The organism is Seohaeicola saemankumensis (assembly GCF_042678485.1).
In the GTDB taxonomy this organism is placed as follows: Bacteria; Pseudomonadota; Alphaproteobacteria; order Rhodobacterales; family Rhodobacteraceae; genus Seohaeicola; species Seohaeicola saemankumensis.
Window position 1 is genome coordinate 13,752 of sequence record NZ_JBHTKR010000004.1, and the last position, 21,380, is coordinate 35,131.

General features: G+C 63.5%; 21 protein-coding genes. 10 read left to right on the forward strand and 11 right to left on the reverse strand.

Going from position 1 to position 21,380, the window contains the following annotated elements:
• Nucleotides 1-56 precede the first annotated feature (56 nt).
• Together ACFQ3C_RS09805 and ACFQ3C_RS09810 are read right to left on the reverse strand one after the other, a co-directional pair.
• Nucleotides 57-1,205 (reverse strand): NADH:flavin oxidoreductase/NADH oxidase, encoded by a 1,149-nt coding sequence (locus tag ACFQ3C_RS09805; RefSeq protein ID WP_380791188.1) that lies wholly within the window; start codon nucleotides 1,203-1,205, stop codon nucleotides 57-59.
• Nucleotides 1,206-1,464: 259 nt separating this feature from the next.
• On the reverse strand, nucleotides 1,465-2,055 hold the full coding sequence (locus ACFQ3C_RS09810; RefSeq protein WP_380791189.1) for a transglycosylase SLT domain-containing protein: 591 nt from the start codon (nucleotides 2,053-2,055) through the stop codon (nucleotides 1,465-1,467).
• A 286-nt stretch (nucleotides 2,056-2,341) separates the two neighbouring features.
• On the opposite strand from ACFQ3C_RS09810, the gene hspQ reads away from it, so the two are divergent.
• Nucleotides 2,342-2,668 (forward strand): heat shock protein HspQ, encoded by a 327-nt coding sequence (gene hspQ, locus ACFQ3C_RS09815; RefSeq protein ID WP_380791191.1) that lies wholly within the window; start codon nucleotides 2,342-2,344, stop codon nucleotides 2,666-2,668.
• Between the two features lie 45 nt (nucleotides 2,669-2,713).
• On the opposite strand, the gene ACFQ3C_RS09820 is transcribed toward hspQ, so the two are convergent.
• From ACFQ3C_RS09820 to ACFQ3C_RS09830, 3 genes are all read right to left on the reverse strand, one after another.
• On the reverse strand, nucleotides 2,714-4,276 hold the full coding sequence (locus ACFQ3C_RS09820) for a gamma-glutamyltransferase family protein (RefSeq protein ID WP_380791193.1): 1,563 nt from the start codon (nucleotides 4,274-4,276) through the stop codon (nucleotides 2,714-2,716).
• Between the two features lie 317 nt (nucleotides 4,277-4,593).
• The gene (locus ACFQ3C_RS09825; protein ID WP_380791195.1) at nucleotides 4,594-5,079 is read right to left on the reverse strand and encodes an ATP-binding protein; all 486 of its coding nucleotides are present in this window, start codon (nucleotides 5,077-5,079) and stop codon (nucleotides 4,594-4,596) included.
• Entirely contained in the window at nucleotides 5,069-5,407 is a 339-nt protein-coding gene (locus tag ACFQ3C_RS09830) for an STAS domain-containing protein (protein ID WP_380791196.1), read from the reverse strand. Before ACFQ3C_RS09830 ends, ACFQ3C_RS09825 begins: the two co-directional genes overlap by 11 nt.
• A gap of 121 nt (nucleotides 5,408-5,528) precedes the next feature.
• Between ACFQ3C_RS09830 and ACFQ3C_RS09835 the strand changes: the two genes are divergently transcribed.
• The 4 genes from ACFQ3C_RS09835 to ACFQ3C_RS09850 all read left to right on the forward strand — a co-directional run bounded on the left by ACFQ3C_RS09835 (nucleotide 5,529) and on the right by ACFQ3C_RS09850 (nucleotide 8,565).
• A complete protein-coding gene (locus ACFQ3C_RS09835; RefSeq protein ID WP_380791198.1) occupies nucleotides 5,529-6,701 on the forward strand; it encodes a thiolase family protein in 1,173 nt (390 codons plus the stop codon).
• Between the two features lie 99 nt (nucleotides 6,702-6,800).
• The gene (locus ACFQ3C_RS09840) at nucleotides 6,801-7,259 is read left to right on the forward strand and encodes a GAF domain-containing protein (RefSeq protein WP_380791200.1); all 459 of its coding nucleotides are present in this window, start codon (nucleotides 6,801-6,803) and stop codon (nucleotides 7,257-7,259) included.
• Nucleotides 7,256-7,885 (forward strand): LysE family translocator, encoded by a 630-nt coding sequence (locus tag ACFQ3C_RS09845; protein ID WP_380791202.1) that lies wholly within the window; start codon nucleotides 7,256-7,258, stop codon nucleotides 7,883-7,885. The genes ACFQ3C_RS09840 and ACFQ3C_RS09845 overlap by 4 nt, the downstream gene beginning before the upstream one ends.
• Before the next feature lie 32 nt (nucleotides 7,886-7,917).
• On the forward strand, nucleotides 7,918-8,565 hold the full coding sequence (locus ACFQ3C_RS09850; RefSeq protein WP_380791204.1) for an RluA family pseudouridine synthase: 648 nt from the start codon (nucleotides 7,918-7,920) through the stop codon (nucleotides 8,563-8,565).
• A gap of 33 nt (nucleotides 8,566-8,598) precedes the next feature.
• Here the strand turns inward: ACFQ3C_RS09850 and ACFQ3C_RS09855 are convergent, their stop codons facing one another.
• Nucleotides 8,599-9,585, reverse strand: a complete 987-nt coding sequence (locus ACFQ3C_RS09855) for an adenosine kinase (RefSeq protein ID WP_380791206.1) — start codon at nucleotides 9,583-9,585, stop codon at nucleotides 8,599-8,601.
• The gene (nth, locus tag ACFQ3C_RS09860; protein WP_380791208.1) at nucleotides 9,582-10,226 is read right to left on the reverse strand and encodes an endonuclease III; all 645 of its coding nucleotides are present in this window, start codon (nucleotides 10,224-10,226) and stop codon (nucleotides 9,582-9,584) included. The genes ACFQ3C_RS09855 and nth overlap by 4 nt, the downstream gene beginning before the upstream one ends.
• 207 nt (nucleotides 10,227-10,433) lie before the next feature.
• On the opposite strand from nth, the gene ACFQ3C_RS09865 reads away from it, so the two are divergent.
• From ACFQ3C_RS09865 to ACFQ3C_RS09880, 4 genes are all read left to right on the forward strand, one after another.
• Nucleotides 10,434-11,039, forward strand: coding sequence for a Hint domain-containing protein (locus ACFQ3C_RS09865; protein ID WP_380791210.1), 606 nt, complete (start codon nucleotides 10,434-10,436; stop codon nucleotides 11,037-11,039).
• 104 nt (nucleotides 11,040-11,143) lie between these two features.
• A complete protein-coding gene (locus tag ACFQ3C_RS09870; protein ID WP_380791212.1) occupies nucleotides 11,144-12,010 on the forward strand; it encodes a methylated-DNA--[protein]-cysteine S-methyltransferase in 867 nt (288 codons plus the stop codon).
• Between the two features lie 149 nt (nucleotides 12,011-12,159).
• Complete coding sequence (locus tag ACFQ3C_RS09875; RefSeq protein WP_380791214.1) at nucleotides 12,160-12,822, forward strand: OmpA family protein; 663 nt, start codon at nucleotides 12,160-12,162, stop codon at nucleotides 12,820-12,822.
• Nucleotides 12,823-12,990: 168 nt separating this feature from the next.
• The gene (locus tag ACFQ3C_RS09880; protein WP_380791216.1) at nucleotides 12,991-13,536 is read left to right on the forward strand and encodes an NADPH-dependent FMN reductase; all 546 of its coding nucleotides are present in this window, start codon (nucleotides 12,991-12,993) and stop codon (nucleotides 13,534-13,536) included.
• 21 nt (nucleotides 13,537-13,557) lie between these two features.
• Here ACFQ3C_RS09880 and ACFQ3C_RS09885 read toward each other — a convergent pair whose 3' ends face one another.
• The 4 genes from ACFQ3C_RS09885 to ACFQ3C_RS09900 all read right to left on the reverse strand — a co-directional run bounded on the left by ACFQ3C_RS09885 (nucleotide 13,558) and on the right by ACFQ3C_RS09900 (nucleotide 20,065).
• Nucleotides 13,558-14,157, reverse strand: a complete 600-nt coding sequence (locus tag ACFQ3C_RS09885) for a LolA family protein (protein WP_380791218.1) — start codon at nucleotides 14,155-14,157, stop codon at nucleotides 13,558-13,560.
• A 110-nt stretch (nucleotides 14,158-14,267) separates the two neighbouring features.
• Entirely contained in the window at nucleotides 14,268-17,369 is a 3,102-nt protein-coding gene (locus ACFQ3C_RS09890; RefSeq protein ID WP_380791220.1) for a DNA translocase FtsK, read from the reverse strand.
• 16 nt (nucleotides 17,370-17,385) lie between these two features.
• Nucleotides 17,386-18,567 carry an aminotransferase class I/II-fold pyridoxal phosphate-dependent enzyme gene (locus tag ACFQ3C_RS09895; protein ID WP_380791222.1) on the reverse strand — a complete coding sequence of 394 codons (1,182 nt, stop codon included), beginning with the start codon at nucleotides 18,565-18,567 and terminating at the stop codon, nucleotides 17,386-17,388.
• A gap of 169 nt (nucleotides 18,568-18,736) precedes the next feature.
• Entirely contained in the window at nucleotides 18,737-20,065 is a 1,329-nt protein-coding gene (locus tag ACFQ3C_RS09900) for an amidase (protein WP_380791224.1), read from the reverse strand.
• An 86-nt stretch (nucleotides 20,066-20,151) separates the two neighbouring features.
• On the opposite strand from ACFQ3C_RS09900, the gene ACFQ3C_RS09905 reads away from it, so the two are divergent.
• Nucleotides 20,152-21,372 carry a UbiH/UbiF/VisC/COQ6 family ubiquinone biosynthesis hydroxylase gene (locus tag ACFQ3C_RS09905; protein WP_380791226.1) on the forward strand — a complete coding sequence of 407 codons (1,221 nt, stop codon included), beginning with the start codon at nucleotides 20,152-20,154 and terminating at the stop codon, nucleotides 21,370-21,372.
• The last annotated feature ends 8 nt before the right edge of the window (nucleotides 21,373-21,380 follow it).

Below are 21,380 nucleotides of genomic sequence, written 5' to 3' on the forward strand. Positions count from 1 at the left end.
CGAATTTTAAGTTTTGATTGGTTTCGATCAATTTTTTTTATCGGAAAGCTGCGTGATCAGAAAATGTTCGACCGTTCATACTGCAGGGGCCAGGAAACATTCTGCGCCTTCAGCGCCGCCGCCGCCTTCAACGGCCAGTGGGGATCTGCCAGCAACCCGCGCCCCAGAAGCACCAGGTCTGCGTCTTGATTGGCAATGATGGCCTCTGCCAGATCTGGTGCATTGATCAAGCCGACCGCGCCTGTCGCCAACCCGGTTTCCGTCTTGATCCGGCGGGCGAACGGCACCTGATAGCCGGGATGGATCGGGATCTGCTGTCGCGGATCGTTTCCGCCAGACGTGCAGTCGATCAGATCGACATCGCCCCGCGCCTTCAGCATCCGGCACAACCTGACACTATCCTCGATCGTCCAGCCGCCATCGACCCAGTCTGTCACGCTCAGACGCACGAAAAGCGGCAGATCATCGGGCCATTCACTCCGCATGGCCTCCAGCGACTCGATCAGAAAGCGGATGCGATTGTCGAACGCGCCTCCATACGTATCCGTCCGTATATTGCTGAGGGGCGAATAGAACTGATGGATCAGGTAACCATGCGCCGCGTGCAGTTCGACGATCTTGAACCCCGCCTGGCGGGCACGGCGGGTTGCCTGGGCCAGCGCATCCAGTTCAGCCTGGATGCCCGTGCGGTCCAGTGCGCCCGGTGTGGGCCAGCCATCGGCATAAGCGCGGGCCGAGGGCGCAACAGTGCCCCATCCCCCCGCGGACAAGGGTATGGGCCGCGTGCCTTCCCACGGACGCCCGACCGATGCTTTGCGCCCCGCATGGCCCAACTGGATCGCGGGCACCGCCCCCTGCGCGGCGACAAATCCGGCGATCCGGGCCAGCGCGTCGCGCTGCGCGTCGTTCCACAGACCAAGATCATGTGGCGTGATCCGTCCACGCGGTGCCACATGCACGGCTTCGGTACACACAATCCCGGCACCGCCCGCAGCACGCGCGCCCAGATGCATGAAATGCCAATCATTGGGCATCCCCTCCTGCGCCGAATACTGGCACATGGGCGACAGCATGATCCGGTTCCGGACCGTGACCGAACGGAAACTGACCGGACGGAACAGATGCGGGTGGGGATCGCGGCGCAGAATACGCCGGGCATTTTCGCCAGTCACACGGGAATCGGTCGAAGCGGTGGTATCGGTCATCATCTCTCCTTCGGGGAGGGGCCGCGCCCTGCGGTCGGACAATGCCGCGCCGGGGCGGGGCAATGACCGCATCATGGCTACCCCGCGGGGGTGGATGAGTCGAATTTATTTAATTTATCCGCTGCGATCAGTTCTGGTGATCGCAGATCACGTCAAAGCAGGTGCCGCGCGCATGGATCGTCATGCGCGTCCGGCACAGTCCAGGCCAGGCTGCGGTGCGTCCCGGCACCTGCCCCGGACAAAGGCCGCAAAGCGCCCTCTATCGCAGCCGGTTTGGACAGGACATCAGTTGCGCATCATACATGACCGCACGATCCTGCACCGTTCCCGCAATCCGCAAAAGCCAGCTTTTCGCATTGTAGGACCCGCGCGAAAAACCGGTATGGCCTTCGTGATATGCAAGGTATTGGTTGCGCGCATCGCTGAGCGATATGCCGTTGCGCTCGCGAGAGCGGTTCATGTACCAGCCCATGAAATCGGCCGCATCGTCGATCCGGTCGCGGCGCGCGCCCATCCTGCGCTGATCCACCTGGTATTCGCGCCAGGTTCCATCCAGCGCCTGGCTATAGCCGTAGGCCGAGCTTTGCCGCCCCATCGGTATCACGCCCAAGGTATACTGGAACGGTGTGCGCGCGTTCCCGATAAATTTGCTTTCCTGATAGATCGTGGCCATCTGAACGGCCACGGGCACGCCCCAGCGGCGTTCTGTCGCGCGCAGGGCGCGGGCGTAATTCGGGCGCTCGCTGAGAATGGCACAAGCGTTATCCAGATTGCGCGGCGCCGAAAACTCTCGGCTTCCACAGGATGCAAGAACCATCAACAGGATGAAGGCGCGAAGAAGTCTGCTCATCTGCCTCTCGTTTCACTAACACTTTTTCTTTTTTCAGGCATTTTAACGGAAAGACGTGAAAGAAGAAATGACAATTCCGTAGATCAGCCACCGCGCCAGCCCTTTGGCGACTGTTTTGGCCCGCCTTTTGACCCGCCTTGAGATTGCCGCAAATTTCTCCTGCGGCAGCGGTGGTTTATGGCACTGTTATGGCAAGCACCACACACTGTTTCCCTGAATTTACGCCCTAACATTGGACAAAGACCCCTTGAAAGGTCTAATCAAGAGGCATAGGGGCCGCATTGCCATGTTGAAGACTCGCGCAAAATATCATCTCGGACAGGTCGTTCGCCACAAGAAGCATCCGTTTCGTGGCGTGGTGTTCGATGTTGATCCTCAATTCAACAACACCGAGGAATGGTATGCCGCCATTCCCGAGGACAGCCGCCCCGTGAAAGAGCAGCCGTTCTACCACCTGCTGGCCGAAAACGATCAAAGCTATTACGTGGCCTATGTCTCGGAACAGAACCTGATCGCGGACTATTCCGGCGAACCGGTGGACCACCCCGATATCCTGGATCTGTTCGGGCCGTTCCAGGACGGTCACTACCCGCTGCATTTCCAGCTGAATTGACCGCGTGACAAAAGGGGCAGACCCTGGCCCGCCCCTTGCCCACATTCAGTAGCCCAGCGCGCAGCCATCCTTGCGCGGATCCGATGCCCCTTCCAGAACACCATCCTCGCGGATCAGGATCGATTGCGCCCCGCCAATCGGGCTTTCGGCAAGAATGATATCGTGGCCCATGGCCGCCAGATCCGCGCGAACCGCATCGGAATAACCGGTTTCCACCTTCAGGGTCGCACCCTCTGCGAAGGCCCGCGGCGCATCGATTGCCGTTTGGGCATCCATGCCGAAATCCAGCATGTTTGACAGGAACCGCGCATGGCCGGTCGCCTGATAGGCGCCCCCCATCACGCCAAAGGGCATGGTCACACGCCCGCCCACCCGCAGCATGCCCGGGATGATCGTATGCATCGGCCGCTTGCCCGGCGCCATTTCGTTGGGGTGGCCTTCCTCAAGCGTGAAACCCGAACCCCGGTTCTGAAGAAGGATGCCGAACTTTTCAGATCCGATACCGGAACCGAAGCCGTGAAACAGCGAATAGATCAACGACACTGCCATCCGATCGCGGTCGACAACGGTAATATAAACGGTGTCCTTGTGGATGGCCTCACTGACCTCATGCGCATTGGCCATGGCCTTCTTCGGATCGATCAGCCCCGCCAGCCGCGCCGCGGTTTCCGGTGCCAGCATATGCGCCAGCCGCGTGGTATGATCAGGGTCTGCGATGAAACGGTTGCGCGCATCATAGGCCAGACGGGTTGCTTCCGCCTCGATGTGGACGCGGGCGGCGCTCTGGGGATCCATGCCGGCAATGTCGAAATGGGACAGGATGTTCAGCAACAGGATTGCCGTCGCGCCTTGCCCGTTGGGCGCATGTTCAACCAGTTCCGTCCCCTTGTAGTGACCGCTGACAGGTTCCGAATAATTGCAGCGCTGGCCTGCGAAATCGGCCAGATCATGGACCCCGCCAGCCTCGCGCAGGGCGGCGACAAGATCCTCCGCCACTTCACCCTCATAGAAACCGGCACGGCCTTTCTGCGCGACAAGCCTCAGGGCCTTGGCCTGGGCCGGTGCGCTGATGATCGGACCGGGGGTCATCGGGTAATGCTTCGTCGCATGTCCCTGCAAGCCCTTGGCCGCGTTTGGCCAATCCATCGCCACGCGCGGGGCCACGGGCACGCCCTCTTCGGCATAGCGGATCGCGGGGGCCAGCACGGCATCGATCCCCAACCGGCCGTAATCCTCGGCCAGCGTGCAGAACGCATCGATGGCGCCAGGTATCGTGACGGCTTCGGGCCCACGAAGGGGCACCGTGTCAAGGCCGCGGGCGCGCAGGGCGGCGGCGCTGGCGGCGGCGGGCGCACGCCCCGACCCGTTCAGCGCAACAATATCGGGCTGTCCCGGCTTCGAGATCAGCACAAAGCAATCTCCACCGATGCCGCACATATGTGGCTCGCAGATCCCCAGCAGAACGGCACCCGCAATCGCGGCATCCATGGCGGATCCACCACGCTCCAGCGTTTCAACCGCAACCTTGGCGGCCAGCGGATGCGATGTGGCACACATACCGTTCAGCGCCATGACCGTCGATCGGCCCGGGCTTTGGAAATCTCGCATTGGGAACCCTCCATTTGTTCGCTCGGCACAGTAGGAGGGTCCTGTGCGATTGCCAACCACCTGAAACAGTCGAATTAAGTTCCCGGCGCCGCGATTAGGTGGGGGCTATTTCACGCGACGCCGGGAGAAGCCATGCAGCTACAGCCTCTCTTATCACAGGTGATTCCGGCGCCATTCAGGTCGGAATGGGGCAATTCTGCGAAAGATTGCAGTTTTCGGGTTCGATGACGCGCCAAGCGGCGCATCCAGATGCTGAGCAAGGTATCGGGGTCAGACAGATCCCGCCCTGAAGGGCGCGCCCGCCCCCCGCCTTCTGATCAGCTTGCGGGCACCACGAAACACAGCCGGTTGCCGTCCTCATCGGACTCCAGATGCAGATTGCAGGTCAGCTCCCGGATCAGGAACCAGCCGAACCCACCCTCTGGCAAGCTGTCGATGCCATCGGCCGCTGGCGATGCGGGCGGCAAACAGGCCTTGCGACCCAGATCGGCAGGTGCGGGGCGACCCTGATCGACCACAGACACATGCAAACCCTGGGCAGAAATCCTGCACCGCAAAGCAACCGGCACCGCGGCGCCATCTTGCCCGGCATATCCGTGTTCCGTAATGTTGTTCAGGACCTCGGCCAGAACGATCTCTGCCCGGCTCACAAGGTCCGAACTGGCATTCATGCTCTCGATCCAGCGCCGCCAGTCATGCAGGGCCTGCCTGACGGCATCATACCCGACAGGCACCTCCAGCGCCAAGCCATCAGACGCGACGGCGCCAGGGATGGCAGAGCGTTCCAAATGCTCAGCGATCATCGGAGAATAGCGCGGCAGCCACGCTGACATGTATCGGAAAGACAAGGTCCATCCTGGTCAGACTGAACACCCTGTCCACATTGGGCGTCAGGGCCGCCAGATGCAGCCGCCGCTCGCCACCAAGCGTTTTCATGGCGGCAACGACGGCGCCAAGCCCGCTGGAGTCGATGAAATCGACCTGCCCAAGGTCCAGAATGACAGGGCCGGACAAGCCTTCCGTCAGTTTTCGCATGGCTTCCTTGAAGGCAATCGCCCCTGCCGCATCTATGCGACGCTCCTCAACGGTGACAACGCACCAATTCGCCTGTTCTTGTGACGTCAGCCGCATTCCCGTCAATCCTGCAACAATTTCGATCTCGCAACGCTAGACGGGATTCCTTACCATCCGGTATGCAAGGGTCAGCCGCAACGCGGGCCGGACCGCAGGATCGACAAAAAGGAGATCGGCCATGAAAACCGTAGTGATCGCAGGGGCCGCACGCACCCCGATGGGGGGCTTTCAGGGAGTGTTCAACGGGATCGAGGCATCCGTTCTGGGCGGCGCCGCGATCAAGGCCGCGCTGTCCGATGCGAAGGCCGGCACCGTGGACGAGGTCTTGATGGGCTGCGTCCTGCCGGCAGGCCAGGGCCAGGCACCCGCCCGCCAGGCCGGATTCGCCGGGGGTCTGGGCGAAGAGGTGCCCGCCACCACGCTGAACAAGATGTGCGGTTCCGGCATGAAGGCCGCGATGATCGCCTTCGACCAGATCGCGCTTGGCCATACCGACACGATGATCGCAGGCGGCATGGAAAGCATGTCGAACGCGCCTTACCTGCTGCCCCAGATGCGCGGCGGGGCACGGATCGGCCATGCCCAGGTGATCGACCACATGTTCCTGGACGGGCTGGAGGATGCCTATGACAAGGGCCGCCTGATGGGCACATTCGCCGAAGATTGCGCCGAAACCTTCCAGTTCACCCGTGAATCGCAGGACGCCTATGCCCTCGCGTCGCTGTCAAACGCGCTCGAGGCGCAGACCTCCGGTGCCTTCAGGCGCGAAATCGCCCCCGTGGCCCTGGCCACCCGCACCGGACAGATCATGGTCGAGGCCGATGAACAGCCCGCCAAGGCCAAGCCCGAAAAGATCCCGCAGCTCAAGCCCGCCTTCCGCAAGGATGGCACGGTGACGGCGGCCAATTCATCATCCATCTCGGATGGGGCGGCAGCCCTCGTGCTGGCCTCGGAAGATGCGGCAAAGGCGCAGGGCCTGAACATCCGCGCGCGCATCCTTGGGCATGCAAGCCATGCCCAGGCGCCGGGCCTTTTCACCACCGCCCCGGTGCCCGCCGCGCAAAAGCTGCTCAAGCGCTTGGGCTGGAGCGTGGATGACGTCGACCTGTGGGAAGTGAACGAGGCTTTCGCCGTCGTCCCCATGGCCTTCATGCAGGAAATGGGCATCCCCCGCGACAAGCTGAACGTGAACGGCGGCGCCTGCGCGCTGGGTCATCCGATCGGCGCATCCGGCGCGCGGATCATGGTCACGCTGCTGAACGCACTGGAAACGCGCGGCCTCAAGCGCGGTGTCGCGGCCATCTGCATCGGCGGCGGGGAAGGCACGGCCATCGCGATCGAGCGGGTGTGATCCCGGTTTCTTCTTGCCCGAAATATCCTTGGGGGGGCGTTCAACACAGTTGAACGACGGGGGCGAAAGCCCCCTCCCCCCGTCCATGAAAGCCACAACATGCACGTCAACTACACCGATCTTGCCGCCACCATCAAAGCCCTGACCGAAGGCGAGACCGATACGGTTTCCCTCATGGCCACTGTCACCTGCGAGGTTCATCACAGCGACGACCGTTTCGACTGGACCGGTTTCTACCGTGTCACAGCCCCCGAACTGCTGAAGATCGGCCCTTACCAGGGCGAGCATGGCTGCCTGGTCATCCCGTTTTCGCGCGGCGTCTGCGGGGCTGCGGCGCGCACCGGGCAGGTCCAGCTTGTCGCCGATGTCGAGGCATTTCCCGGCCATATCGCCTGCTCCTCGTCGACCCGCTCGGAAATCGTGCTGCCGGTGTTCAATGCCGCGGGCAAGTTGCTGGGCGTGTTCGATATCGACAGCGACCAACCCGACGCCTTTACAGAGGACGACGCAATCGCGCTGCAATCCATCCTGGCGGATGTTTTCAGCGACGCCGCATGAGCTTTGAAGGCTGGACCGTCTTCGCCCTGTTCTGGGTGGTTTTCGTCACCACGCCGGGGCCCAATGCCGTCAATTGCATCACCAATGGGATGACGCATGGTTTCGCCCGCAGCCTCTGGGGCGTGCTGGGCATCCTGACACAGGCGGCGCTGTTCCTGTCACTGTCCGCCCTGGGCGTGACCGCCCTGATCGCGGCATCGCCGCAGGCTTTCGGCATCGCCAAGCTGGCGGGTGCGGCCGTGCTGATCTGGCTGGGTCTGCGTGGCTGGATCAATGCGGGCAAACCGGCACCGGCGATCATGCCACATCCGGGATCGATCTATTCCCGCGCCTTCATGATCGCCACGATCAATCCCAAAAGCGTGGCGGGCTATCTGGCCGCCTTCAGCCAGTTCGTGCAACCCGATGTGCCGATCGGGGCGCAAATGTGGGCGATCTTTCCCACCGCCCTGCTGATCACCGCCGCCAGCTATTGCACCTACACGGCGCTTGGCGCGCTTTTGGGTCGCGCGGCGCTGGGGGCGGTGTTCAACATCTGGCTCAGGCGGGGCATGGCGCTTTGTTTTATCCTCTACGGTGTGCTGCTGGGGCTGTCCGCGCCACCGTCACCGCCCGCCGGGGGTTGAACCCGCAGGGCGAATGCGCCACTTGAAGGGCCATGGACAGCGCCTATACCCCACCGACGGATCCCCTGAACATCCTGCACGAGGATCATGAGATCGTCGTTCTGGACAAGCCTGCGGGGCTTTTGTCCGTACCCGGACGCGGGCCCGATCTGGCCGATTGCCTGATCACCCGGGTCCAGGCGGTTTTTCCGCAGGCGCTGCTGGTGCACCGGCTGGACCGGGACACATCAGGGGTGATCGTTTTTGCCCTGACACCCCATGCCCAGCGCAACCTGTCGATGCAGTTTGAGGAAAAGCGCACGAAGAAAACCTATCAGGCGCGTCTTGATGGGGTGCTGGAACCGCGTGAAGGCACGGTGGATCTGCCCCTGATCGTCGATTGGGAAAACCGTCCCCGCCAAAAGGTCTGCCATGACACGGGCCGCCCGGCCGTGACCGACTGGCGCGTCTTGCGGCACGAAGCCAACGCAACCCGCGTGCGCCTGCTGCCGCGCACGGGCCGCACGCACCAGCTGCGGGTGCATATGCTGGCACTTGGCCACGTCATCCTGGGCGATTCGATCTATGCCACCGGGGCCGCGCTGGATCATCCCCGGCTGATGCTGCATGCCGAAGAACTGCGCCTCAATCACCCCGAAACCGGGCGCGGCATGTCCTTCCGCGCGCCGGTGCCTTTCTGAGTGCCGTTCTGATCCGATCAGCGGGTCAGCGGGTCAGATCAGGCCGGCCTGCTTGAACAGCGCCTGCATATCCGCTTCGGGGCGCGCGCCGAAATGGCCGATCACCTCGGCCGCGGCGACGCAGCCCATGCGGCCCGACACCTCAAGGCTTTGGCCCGTGGCCAGGCCGTAAAGGAAACCGGCCGCGAACTGATCGCCCGCCCCGGTCGCATCGACTGGCACCACCGCATCCACCGGCACGCTGACCGTCTGATCGCCCTCGACCAGCACGACATCATGCCCGGACCGGGTGCAGACGATCAGCCCGGATTCGGCGGACGCCTGTTCCAGTGCGGCGCCCAGATCATCGGTCTCGTAGAGCGATTTCCATTCGTGTTCGTTTCCGATCACATAGTCGAGCGATGTGACCAGACGCCGGAAATCGGCGCGGTGCCGGTCGACGCAGAAAGGATCGGACAGCGCGATACCAGCCTTGCCACCGCCCTTGCGGCAGGCCGCGGCAGCAGCCTCGAACGCCTCTTTCCCCTTGGGTTTGTCGTAAAGATAGCCCTCAAGAAACAGGATCGCGGCATTTCCGGCCACATCGGCGGGCACATCATCGGGACCCAGTTCCGCAGAGATCCCAAGATAAGTGTTCATCGACCGCTCGCCATCGGGCGACACGAAGATCATGCTGCGCGAGGTCGGCAGCTCGCCCCCCGCGACCGGATCGTTCACGAAATCGGTCCCGCCCTTGGCCATTTCATCGGCATAGAACCGGCCCAGCGCGTCATCATGGACGCGCCCGATAAAGGCTGTCTTCAGCCCCAGATTGCCCAGACCCGCCAATGTGTTGGCGACCGATCCCCCGGGGGCCTGACGGCGGTTCTGCATCGCATCGTAAAGCAGCTCGCCGCGCTCTTGCTCGACCAGCTGCATGATGCCTTTCTGGATACCCATCCGGTCCAGGAAACTGTCATCGGACTGGCTGATCACATCGACGATGGCGTTGCCGATACCGACAACCTGATAGGTTTTCATGGGGTCTTCTCCTCGTACTGGCACAGATCGCGGATCAGGCAAGCGTTACATTTGGGTTTGCGCGCGACACAGGTATAGCGGCCATGCAGGATCAGCCAGTGATGGGCATGGTGCTGAAAATCGGCCGGAATATTGTCTTCGATGGCGCGCTCGACCGCATTCACATCCTTGCCGGGGCAAATGCCGGTGCGGTTGCCGACGCGGAAAATATGCGTATCGACCGCCTGCGTGGGCATGCCCCACCACATGTTCAGCACCACATTGGCGGTCTTGCGCCCGACACCTGGCAGCGATTGCAGGGCGGCACGGGAATTGGGCACCTCTCCGCCATAGTCATCCACCAGAATGCGGCTGAGCTTGATGACGTTCTTGGCCTTGTTGCGGAAAAGCCCGATGGTCTTGATATGTTCGATCAGGCCCTCTTCGCCCAGATCCAGCATCTTTTGCGGCGTGTCCGCGATCTTGAACAGCGCGCGGGTGGCGCGGTTGACGCCAACATCGGTGGCCTGCGCGCTGAGCGCGACAGCGACGACCAGCGTGTAGGCGTTGACATGCTCCAACTCTCCCTTCGGTTCGGGATCCGCCGCCTGGAAGCGGCTGAAGATGTCGCGAAGCGCGTGATAACCAAGTTGCTGCACCATGATCGGTCTATGCCCTGCCTGACTCTGCCGGGCAAGAGCCGCTTGTTCTTTTGCCGCTGGCGGGCGGGGGGCAGCGCCTATTTTTGTGCGGGCTTCATCCTCGATTAACTGGCCCTGGACAATATGGCGGCACCAAAAGCAACAGGAGTCGATGATTTGATCACAGGGGATTCAACAACCTATCTGGCGGATTCGCATGACGGCGACATGCAGTCTGGCATCGGGCCGGGTGCAATTGTTCTGACCACAAACGGCGAACTGCCTGTGGAATGGCTGTCTGTTGGCGACATGCTGATCACGCGCGACAATGGCCCGCAGCCCGTTCTGGCCGTGGTGCGCCAGCGCAGCAAGACGGCGGGCGGCATGGCGCTGCCCGATCCTGTGCTTCTGTTTCCCGGCGATTGCATCACAAGCGTCAAGCCTTGGGAAAAACTGCGCCTTGCACCGGGTCATCGCCTGCTGTTGCGAAACCCGCTTGTGCAACTCAACTTCGGCCTGGATGAAGCGCTGGCCAGGCCCTGCGACCTGACGCGCCGGCGCGCGCCGCGACCCGATCCGACCATGGGGCTGCTGACCTATTTCCACCTGATCATGCCGCGGCACGAACTGATCATGGCCGGTGGCCTTTGGCTGGAAAGCACCTGCCCCGATATGGCCAGACGGCTGGGCAAGGCGGTTCCTGCTGCGGCGGCGCAAACCCTTCTGCAGCGCCCGCAACATGCCCCACGCCCGACCCTGTCCACGAAAGAGGCGAACCTGCTGCGGCAGTACATGCCACAGGCGCTGTCACTGACCGACCTTTTTGCGGCCTGAACCCGTGGCGCAGGGGGCTGATCCGATGAAACCGCAACATTCGGGTCGCGGTATGCGCCACCTCTGCGCTAGGATCAGGGGACCAGAACAGGAAAGCCCGCCCCATGACAGCGCAAGCAGCCCCGCACCAGGCCCCCGTGGCAGATGACACCGGCAGCTACCACTACAACGTGATGCGCAGGGCGATCGACATCATCGACGGGGCGGACACGCCACTGCCGCTGGATGAACTGGCCGCGCGGCTGGGCATGAGCGCCCCCCATTTCCAGCGGATCTTTTCCGCGTGGGTCGGTGTCTCGCCCAAGCGCTACCAGCAATACCTGGCGCTGGACCATGCCAGGTATCTTCTGTCGCAGCGGATGACCACGCTCGAGACCGCTCTTGGCTCCGGACTGTCCGGGTCAAGCCGCCTGCATGATCTGTTTTTACGCTGGGAAGCGATGAGCCCCGGTGAATTCGCCAAAGGCGGCGCTGGTCTGACGATCCGGCACGGCTGGTTCGACAGCCCCTTCGGAGAGGTGCTGGCCATGGGTACGACCCGCGGCCTGTGCGGCCTGGCATTCAGCGCGGAAACCGGGCGGGATGCGGCCATGGCCGACATGACCGCCCGCTGGCCTGCCGCAACATTTCTGCATGACCCTGATCCGCTGCGCCCCTGGGTTGCCGCCGCCTTCGGTGGTCACGGCGAAGCGGCGCTGCACCTCATCGGCGCACCGTTCCAGATCAAGGTCTGGGAGGCGCTTCTGGCCATACCTTCGGGTCATGTCACGACCTATTCCGAACTGGCCGGCGCGGTGGGGCATCCACGCGCGGTGCGCGCCGTGGGAACGGCGGTGGGGCGCAACCCGATAAGCTGGCTGATCCCTTGTCACCGCGCCCTGCGGAAATCCGGGGGCCTTGGCGGTTATCACTGGGGGCTTCCCGTCAAACGGTCCATGCTGGCCTACGAAGCGGCACGCACAGACGCCTGACCCCCCGGATTCGGGCGTTTTGCGATCACTTCTGCCTGATCATGGGCGAATTCCCGCGCACACCCTGCCCGCCACCGCTTGGGTGGACAGAAAGCATGGGCTATAAGTGGGTTCAGGCAGAAATGCTGAACGCAATTGAGAGGCATAGAATGATCCGAGCTCAAAAACCGCTTCTGCTGTTGGCAGGACTTTCGCTGGTGACCGTAACCGCGTGTACGGAACCGACCGGGATGGGCGATCCGAACGACCCCAACCGCAATACCCGCCAGGGTGCCGTCATCGGTGGCTTGCTGGGCGCCGCCACCGGGGCGATCGTCAGCGACAACCGTGGGCGCGGTGCGGTGATCGGCGGCATCCTCGGGGCCGGGACGGGTGCCGTGGTGGGCAACAACCTGGACAAGCAGGAAGCCGAACTGCGCCGCGACCTGGGCAACCAGGCGCGCATCACCAACACCGGCGACCGGCTGATCGTGACCATGCCGCAGGATATTCTGTTCGCCACAGACAGCGCGACGCTGCGGTCGGACCTTCAGGGCGACCTGCGCACCATCGCAACCAGCCTGAACAGCTATCCCGATACGACGATCCAGGTTGTGGGCCACACCGACAACACCGGAACCGCCGCCTATAACCAGTCCCTGTCCGAGCGGCGCGCAGGTGCTGTTGCTGGCGTTCTGATCAGTTCGGGCGTCTCCGCAGGCCGCGTCCGCACCTTTGGCGCGGGTGAGGATCAGCCGATCGCATCGAACCTGACACCCGAAGGCCGCGCGCAGAACCGCCGCGTGGAAATCGTGATCGTTCCGAATCAGTAAGATCTGACAGGACGCGGACCACAACCAGACGCCCCGCCCCAAAGGCGGGGCGTTTTGCGTCGCAGGGCATATGCCCCGATCACAGGCCATGTGTGTCTGTGCACCTTGTCATGATCCGTCAAAGGCTTAGGTCGTGTCAGGACAATTTCAGATCAAAGAGTGACATTCATGGCCAAACCGACCCTTCTGGGAATCTCCGGCTCCCTCCGCGCCGGATCCTTCAATCGCAAGCTTCTGGCTGAAGCGGCCCGCCTCTATGGCGATGCCACCTATGTCGAGGCGGATCTGAACCTGCCGCTTTACAATGGTGATCTTGAGGATGCCGAGGGTATCCCGGCCGCGGTGCAGAAACTGGCCGATCAGATCGCCGCCTCGGATGCGGTGCTGATATCGACCCCGGAATACAACAAGGGTGTATCGGGTGTGTTGAAGAATGCGCTGGATTGGGTCAGCCGCACAAAGCCTTCGCCCTGGCCGGGCAAACCCGTGGCGATCCTGTCGGCCACCGCAGGTCGCGCCGGCGGCGAAAGGGCGCAAGTGATGCTGCGAAATTGCATGGTGGCGTTCCGCCCGCGCATCCTGCAAGGACCCGAGATGCTGCTGGCGCAGACCTCTGACCAGTTCGACGCAAACGGGCATCTGACAGGGGATATCTATATCAAGACCCTGACGGATCTGATGGAGGCCCTGCGCGCCGAGATCGCGCGCGGTTGACGCGCCATCGGGCCTGCGGGATCAGCGATCCCGCGCGCGGCGATCCGCTTCGCGCTGGATATCGAAAAGACGCGCGGCGATGGATGTGCCTGTCCGCATCTCGCCCAGCACGACGGTCGTGCTGTTGCCCGCATCATCGTTGATGATCCATTGCCGCAGCTGGATCGGGTTGTCGGTAAACACCAGCTGGATATTTCCAAGTTCCGGGTTGTCGGGATCCTGTGCCATCACCGTGGTCGCGGTGCCGTCATAGCTGTGACCGCGCACCATCCGCGCGCGTTCAAGGTTCACCTGATCAGCCAGAATGATCGACAGCGGTGTGCGTGACAGCGGATAGGTTTCCGGGCCCGTGTTCGATTTCGGATCGAAGATCGCCACGCTGCCTGCCCCGGCCAGAACCAGCGTGCTGTCGGGCGGCGCATATTCGAAACGGATATTGCCGGGGCGGCTGATATAGATCGTCCCGGTCGAAATGCTGCCATCCCCGTTGATCTGGGTAAAGGCCCCGGTCGCCGTACGCAGACCGTTGAGGTATTGGGACAAGGCCGACAGGGACAGTTTCTCTGCCGCCGCCGGAACAGCCATCGCCATCACAAGGACAGGGGCCGCAAGAAAACGCATCATGTTCATGCTTCAGATATAACCCTGCTTGCGCGGTTCTGCACGGCCCATCGCGTCACAAAGACGAGACGCCGCCGAGAGGCCGCCGTGATCGGCAGGCCAGCCGGCAATCAGCGTTCCGGCACCAGAACCTCGCGTTTGCCGACGTGATTGGCGGGGCTTACGACACCCTCGTCCTCCATCTGTTCAACCAGGCGCGCCGCCTTGTTGTAGCCGATGGCCAGCTTGCGCTGGATATAGGAGGTCGAGCATTTGCGATCCTTGACCACAATCGCCACGGCGGTGTCATAAAGCGCGTCTTCCAGATCGGTATTGCCACCGCTGGCCAGGCCCAGCACCGCGTCGATGTCGGCTTCGCGGTCCTCATCCGGGCCATCTAGCACAGAGTTCATGTATTCCGGCGGGCCAAAGGCCTTGAGGTGGTTCACAACCTCCTCCACCTCTTCGTCACTGACGAAGGGGCCATGGCAACGCGTGATCTTGGCACCACCCGCCATATAAAGCATGTCACCCATGCCCAGCAGCTGCTCGGCGCCCATTTCGCCCAGAATGGTGCGGCTGTCGATCTTCGATGTGACCTGGAAGGAAATCCGGGTGGGGAAGTTCGCCTTGATCGTGCCGGTAATCACATCGACCGAAGGCCGCTGCGTCGCCATGATCAGGTGAATGCCCGAGGCCCGCGCCATCTGTGCCAGACGCTGGATGCAGGCTTCGATTTCCTTGCCCGCGACCATCATCAGGTCGGCCATCTCGTCCACGATGACGACGATATAGGGCATTTTTTCGGGCATCAGCTCTTCGGTCTCGAACACGGGCTCGCCGGTTTCATCGTCAAACCCGGTCTGCACCGTGCGGCTGAACATCTCGCCTCTGGCCAGGGCGTCCGCCACGCGGCTGTTGTAGCCGTCGATGTTGCGCACGCCCATCTTGGACATCTTGCGATAACGCTCCTCCATCTCGCCCACGACCCATTTCAGGGCCACGACCGCCTTTTTCGGGTCTGTCACCACGGGGGACAGCAGATGCGGAATGCCGTCATAGACGCTGAGTTCCAGCATCTTCGGGTCGATCATGATCAGGCGGCATTCCTCGGGCGTCAGGCGGTAGAGCAGCGACAGGATCATCGTGTTGATCGCCACCGATTTACCCGAACCCGTCGTCCCCGCGATCAGCAGGTGGGGCATCTTGGCCAGGTTCGCCACGATGGGATCGCCGCCGATATCCTTGCCCAGCGCCAGCGGCAGCTTCATGTTGCTGTCGCCATAGTCACGGGCCGACAGGATTTCACGCAGAACCACCTTTTCGCGGTTCTCGTTGGGCAGTTCGATCCCGATCACGGTCCGTCCCGGAACGGTCGAAACACGCGCCGAAAGGGCCGACATGGACCGCGCGATGTCATCGGCCAGACCGATCACGCGGCTGGCCTTGAGGCCGGGGGCGGGCTCCAGCTCGTACATGGTCACCACGGGGCCGGGGCGGACCGACACGATGTCGCCCTTGACGCCGTAATCATCCAGGACCGATTCCAGCATCCGGGCGTTCTGTTCCAGCGCCTCGTCGCTCAGGTGATGGCGCTGGATCAGCGCGGGGTTGGACAGCAGCGACAGCGGCGGCAGCTCATAGGCGGCATCATCCTCGTCAAACTTGAGCCTGGGCTGCGCTTCGGCGCGGGCGCGGGTCGAAGGCTGCACGGATTTGCGCGGCGGGTGCTGCACGACGGTCCGGGGCTGGGCGACGGGGATCGGCATCGGCTGCGGCGCGGGCTGCCCTTCGGCCTGATACGCCTGAAACGCCCAGGACTCGTCATCGGACTCCTCAACAGCATCGAAACCCGCGTCATGGGCAGGGTCATACGCATCGTCAAAGATGTTGGCCTTGTGATCTTCGGCCTCTTGCGACCATGCGGCAGGCGCCTGCATCATCGCGGCGGTCCCCACGGCTACGGTGGCCGATGCTGCAACGGCGCTCTTGTGGGCCGCCGTCAGCGGCGGTTCAGCCTTGAGGCCCGTCGGCCGCGCGGGGTTGAGCACAAGAGGATCGGGACCGCGACCACGACCGCGCGTCAGGGGCGCATGCTGGGCAGGGGCCATCGGCGCCACGGGACGCACGCGCGACTTGATCACATCGGCGATCTTGGCGCGGATACGGTCATCGCCGGGCATCAGGTCATGCGGCTCATGCTCCATGCTGGGATAGGTTTCCACCAGTTCCGGCAGGGGCATCGCTTCGGCGCGGCGGCCGAAACCGGGGACACGCGACAGCAGGCCGGTCTTGATCTTGCCGACCGGACCCGCTGGCTGTTCGTAGGTTTCAACCTGATCCTGCCAGGTCTCGTCCTCGTGCCAATGGGTGGGGGCGGCGGGGGCCGGCGGCACATCGTTGCGGCGGGCAACCAGGGACCCGCGCGCGGCCTGCGGCATCGCCGCGGGCTGCACGGAAGGTGCCAGATCTGCCTGGGTTTGCGCCCAGGCCATGGCGTCTTCGGCCTCACGCGTCCGGATCAGCCGACGCTCGGCAACGCGGGCCTGAAGGCCCTGCGCCATTTGCACGGTTCCCGAGGCGCTGCGCCCCATGACCTGCATCAGCCGCGCATAGGTCAGGATCATGCCCACAAGCAAAAAGCGCCCGATCCGCTTCAATTCGGTCCGGGTAAAGCCCAGCACGAAAGCCCCCAGGGCCAGCATGGCGATCGCCAGAACCAGCGAGGCCAGCTTGATCCCGACCGTCGAGCCAAGCGGCACGGCCGTCAGCAACATTCCCATGATCATGTCGCCAAAGACACCGCCCAGGCCGAAATGATGGGTATCCTTCCACACGGCCCCCGGCACCAGTGTCGCGGCATAGACCGAGCACAGCGCGACGGCGATCGGCGCAAAGATCAACCGGCCCATGGCGCGCTCTTCGCCGACATGCAGCGCAAAGCGCAGGCCCCAGGCCATCAGCACCAGTGCGATGGCCAGGCTGCCCCAGCCCGCGATCATGAACAGCGGTGCGGCGATGGTCGCGCCCATGCGCCCCATCCAGTTTTGCACCGGCGCATCTGTCGCCGACAGGAACGAGGGATCGGCAGGATTATAGGACATGACCATCGCCGCCGCCGCGCATCCCAGAACGATCAGCACAAGCCCCAGCAATTCCTTGCCACGCTTTTCGATTGCCGCCTGAACGTCGCTGTCAAACAGCGGATCGCGCCCTCGGGTCTGATATGCCATGCCTGCCCTCGTCCTCTTAACCATAGATGCAGTCGCGCAGGGCGATCAGCCCCGCCTGCATTTCATTGATCGGGGCCACCATGGCGACCCGGATATATCCTTTGCCGGGGTTTTCCCCGTTCACATCGCGGCTCAGATAGGCGCCGGGCAAAACCCTGACGCCGGTCTGCTGCCACAGCTTCAGGGCAGCCGCCTCGCCATCATCGACCGGCAACCACAGGAAGAAACCCGCGGCGGGGCCCATGTAGCTGTTCACGCCTGCGAAAACCTGATCCGCGGCCAGGTACTTCTCGCCATAAAGACGGCGGTTCTCGATCACATGCGCCTCATCGGCCCAGACCGTTTCGGACACACGCTGCAAGGGCAGCGGGACCGGCGCGCCGGAATAGGCGCGCAACTGCCGGGCGCGGGCGATGCTTTGCGGACCACCCGCCATGAAACCAGACCGCAACCCCGGAAGGTTCGATCGCTTGGACAGCGAATGAAAGATCACGACGCGTTCGGGGTCGGCCCCCATTTCGGCCGCGACCTGCAATGCGCCCACAGGGGCCACATCGCCGCGATAGATCTCGGAATAGCATTCATCCGCGAAGATCTGGAAATCATGGCGTTCCGCCAGCCCGATCAGGTCGCGCCAGTAATCGCGGCTGGCCACGGCCCCCTGCGGATTGGCAGGCGAACAGATATAGGCGGCAGCCGTCCGGTTCAGCACTTCGGGCGGCAGGGCCGTATAATCGGGCAGATAGCCACCGTCGCGCGTGGCAGGCACGAAGACCGGTTCGGCCGACACGGAAATCGCACCGATCATGTAGACCTGATAGAACGGGTTCGGCATCAGGATCACCGGCTTGGCCCCGCGCTTCTGCTCCGGGACCAGCGCCATGCAGGCGTTGTAAAGCCCCTCGCGCGTGCCGTTCACGGTCATCACCTGGCGTTGTGCGTCGATCTGCACGCCATAGCGGCCTGCGATCCAGCCGCCGATGGTATCAAGCAACTCGGGTGTGCCATCGTTCGGGGGGTAGCGGCCGAAATCGGCAATATTCTCGGCAATCACGCGGCCGATCCAGTCGGGAAAGGCGTGTTTCGGCTCTCCGATGGTCATGTGCACGACCGGGCCGCCGGGCGCATGCGCGTCCAGAAGCGCCCGCAAACGCGGGAACGCATAGGCCGGTAGGTTCGAGAACCGCTCGGGGAACATTCTTGTACTGCCTCAATCATCGGGATCGTATCGTCCCGTTTGAGGTCAAACTATCCAACTGCGCGGCTTGCGTCCAGAAAAAGCAGCGGCATTCCGGCCTCTTGTGGCATTTCCGCAAAAGCGATGCGGCAATTATGCCCGGCCCTGCTGTCCGCGCCGGCAAAGCACCTCAGCGCAGCGCGGCCTCGGCGGCGGCCGACAGGCGCAACAGCCTTTCTTCGGACATGGGTGCCCCCAACAGCATGATCCCGCAACCTGGCGTACCTGTGGGCAAAGTCGTGGCGCACAGACCCATCAGGTTGCCCGCGCGGGTGTTGCGCAGGGTCAGCAGGTTTTCAGTCACGTAATAGTCGTGATCCGCCATCAGACGTTCCAGGTTCGGCGGCAGGTTCGGGGCCGTGGGGCAAATCACGGCGTCATAGCCTGCCATCCGCGCGTGCCACGCCTGCCGCCCCGCGTCCAGTTTGCGCCAGGCCGCGACATAATCGGCGCCTGAAAAGCCCGCCCCGCTGCGGAAGCGTTCAAGGATCTGGTCGAACATCAGATGCGGCGCGGCCTCGATCACATCGCGCCAGATGCCATAGGCTTCGGCGGTAAAGACGATCGGCGCAAGACCCAGCGCTTCGGCCAGCTCGGGGGCTTCGACCTCGTCGATCACGGCGCCTGCGGCCTCAAGCCGGGTCACGGCATAGGCAAAGGCATTGGCCGGCCCATCGCGCAGATCGTCCATCACCACGGTTTTCAGGATCGCAAGGCGGCGCCCCTGCAAGCTGGCGCCGCGCAGATCGGCGGGCTTGCCGCCTTCCAGCACGGCCAGCATCAGCGCCGCATCCTCGACCGACCGGCACAGCGGGCCGACCGTGTCGAACCGCTCGCACAGCGGCACCACACCGGCGCAGGACAGGCGCCCCGCCGTGGTCTTCAGACCGACAAGATCGTTCCAGGCCGCCGGAATACGCACGGAACCGCCCGTATCCGTGCCAATCCCGCAGGCCGCCAGCCCGAAGGCCACGGATGTGGCAGCACCAGAGCTGGAGCCGCCCGGCACAGCCGCATGATCGTTGACATTGGGCGGAGTCGCCGTGATCGGGTTCAGACCCAACCCGCTGAAGGCAAGCTCGCTCGTGTGGGTCTTGCCCAGGCAGACCAGCCCCGCAGATGTCGCGTTACGCAGAACCTCGGCATCGCGCGAAGGCACCCGCCCTTTGAGCAGCGCGGTCCCCGCCTCGGTCGCCACGCCTGCGGTGTCGAACAGATCCTTCCAGCTGATCGGAACACCATCCAGCGGCGAAAGGCGCATGCCCGTTCTGGCGCGCGCCCGCGCCGCGCCGGCCTCGGCCAGTGCGCGATCAGGCGTGGTGCGCGCATAGATGCGTCCCGCCATGGGATGCGCGGCAATGGCATCCAGATAGGCCTGCGTCAGATCGATGGGGTCAAGATCGCCCGCGCCGATGGCCCGCCCCTGCTCTGCCGCCGTGCGGCCCAGCCAATCCTGCATGTCACGCCCTCTCATATGGTGGTGAAACGAACGGTAGCGGCAGACAGGCGCATGGACAATCCCGGCCATTCACCCATATTTGCGTCATGACATATGACAGCGATATCCTGATCGTGGGTGGCGGGCTGAATGGCCCGCTTCTTGCGCTTGCCCTGGCCCGGTCCGGCCTGACATCGACCGTGATCGACGCGCAGCCAGCGGAAAAGATGGCCGCCGCAGATTTTGACGGGCGATCCTATGCCTTGGCGCTGGCATCCGTCCGGCTGCTGCGCAAGCTGGGATTGTGGGATGCGCTGGCGGACCAGGCCCAGCCGATGCTTGAAATCAAGGTCAGCGACGGGCGCGCGGGCGAAGGCCCGCTGTCACCCTTCCATCTGCATTTCGACCATGCCGAGATCGAGGAAGGCCCGATGGGGCATATGGTCGAAGACCGCCACTTGCGCCAGGCCGTGCTTGCGGCGGTTTCGGACCATGACTTGATCACGCGCCGCAACGGCGAAACCGTTGTGGAACAGAAGGTCGGCCCGCAGGGGGTCTGCATCACTTTCGCGTCAGGAAAGACCCTGACGGGGCGCGCCATCGTCGGGGCCGACGGGCGTCGCTCGGGCACGGCGGAACGGGCGGGGATCACCCGGACCGGATGGGACTATGGCCAGACGGCCATGGTCTGCGCGATCGAGCACGATCTGCCCCATCACGGCATCGCACACCAATTTTTCATGCCACCCGGACCGCTGGCGATCCTGCCGCTCAAGGGCAATCGCAGCTCCATCGTCTGGTCTGAAACGCATGCCAATGCCGCGTCGTTCAATGCGCTGTCGGACGCGGATTACCTGACCATGCTGCGCCCCCGGTTTGGTGATTTCCTGGGCGAGATCAGGCTGGCCGGTGCGCGCTACAGCTATCCGCTGAACCTGACGCTGGCCAAAAGCTTTGTTGCGCCGCGCCTGGCGCTTGTGGGCGATGCCGCCCATGGCGTGCATCCCGTCGCGGGTCAGGGTCTGAACGCGGGCCTGCGTGACATCGCGGCACTGGCGCAAGTGATGGCCGAAGCCCGCCAGCGCGGCGAGGATATCGCCGCTGGCGCCGTTCTGGATCGCTATCAGCAGTGGCGCCGCTTCGATACGGCGACGCTTGCGCTGGCAACGGATCTGACAAACCGGGTTTTCGCCAGCGACAACCCCCTGCTGCGGCTGGGCCGTGACATCGGCATGGGTGTCGTCAATGCGCTGCCCGGACTGCGCCGCGGGTTCATCCGCGAAGCGGCCGGCCTGACGGGTGATCTGCCTGACCTCATGCGCGCATAGGCGCAAGA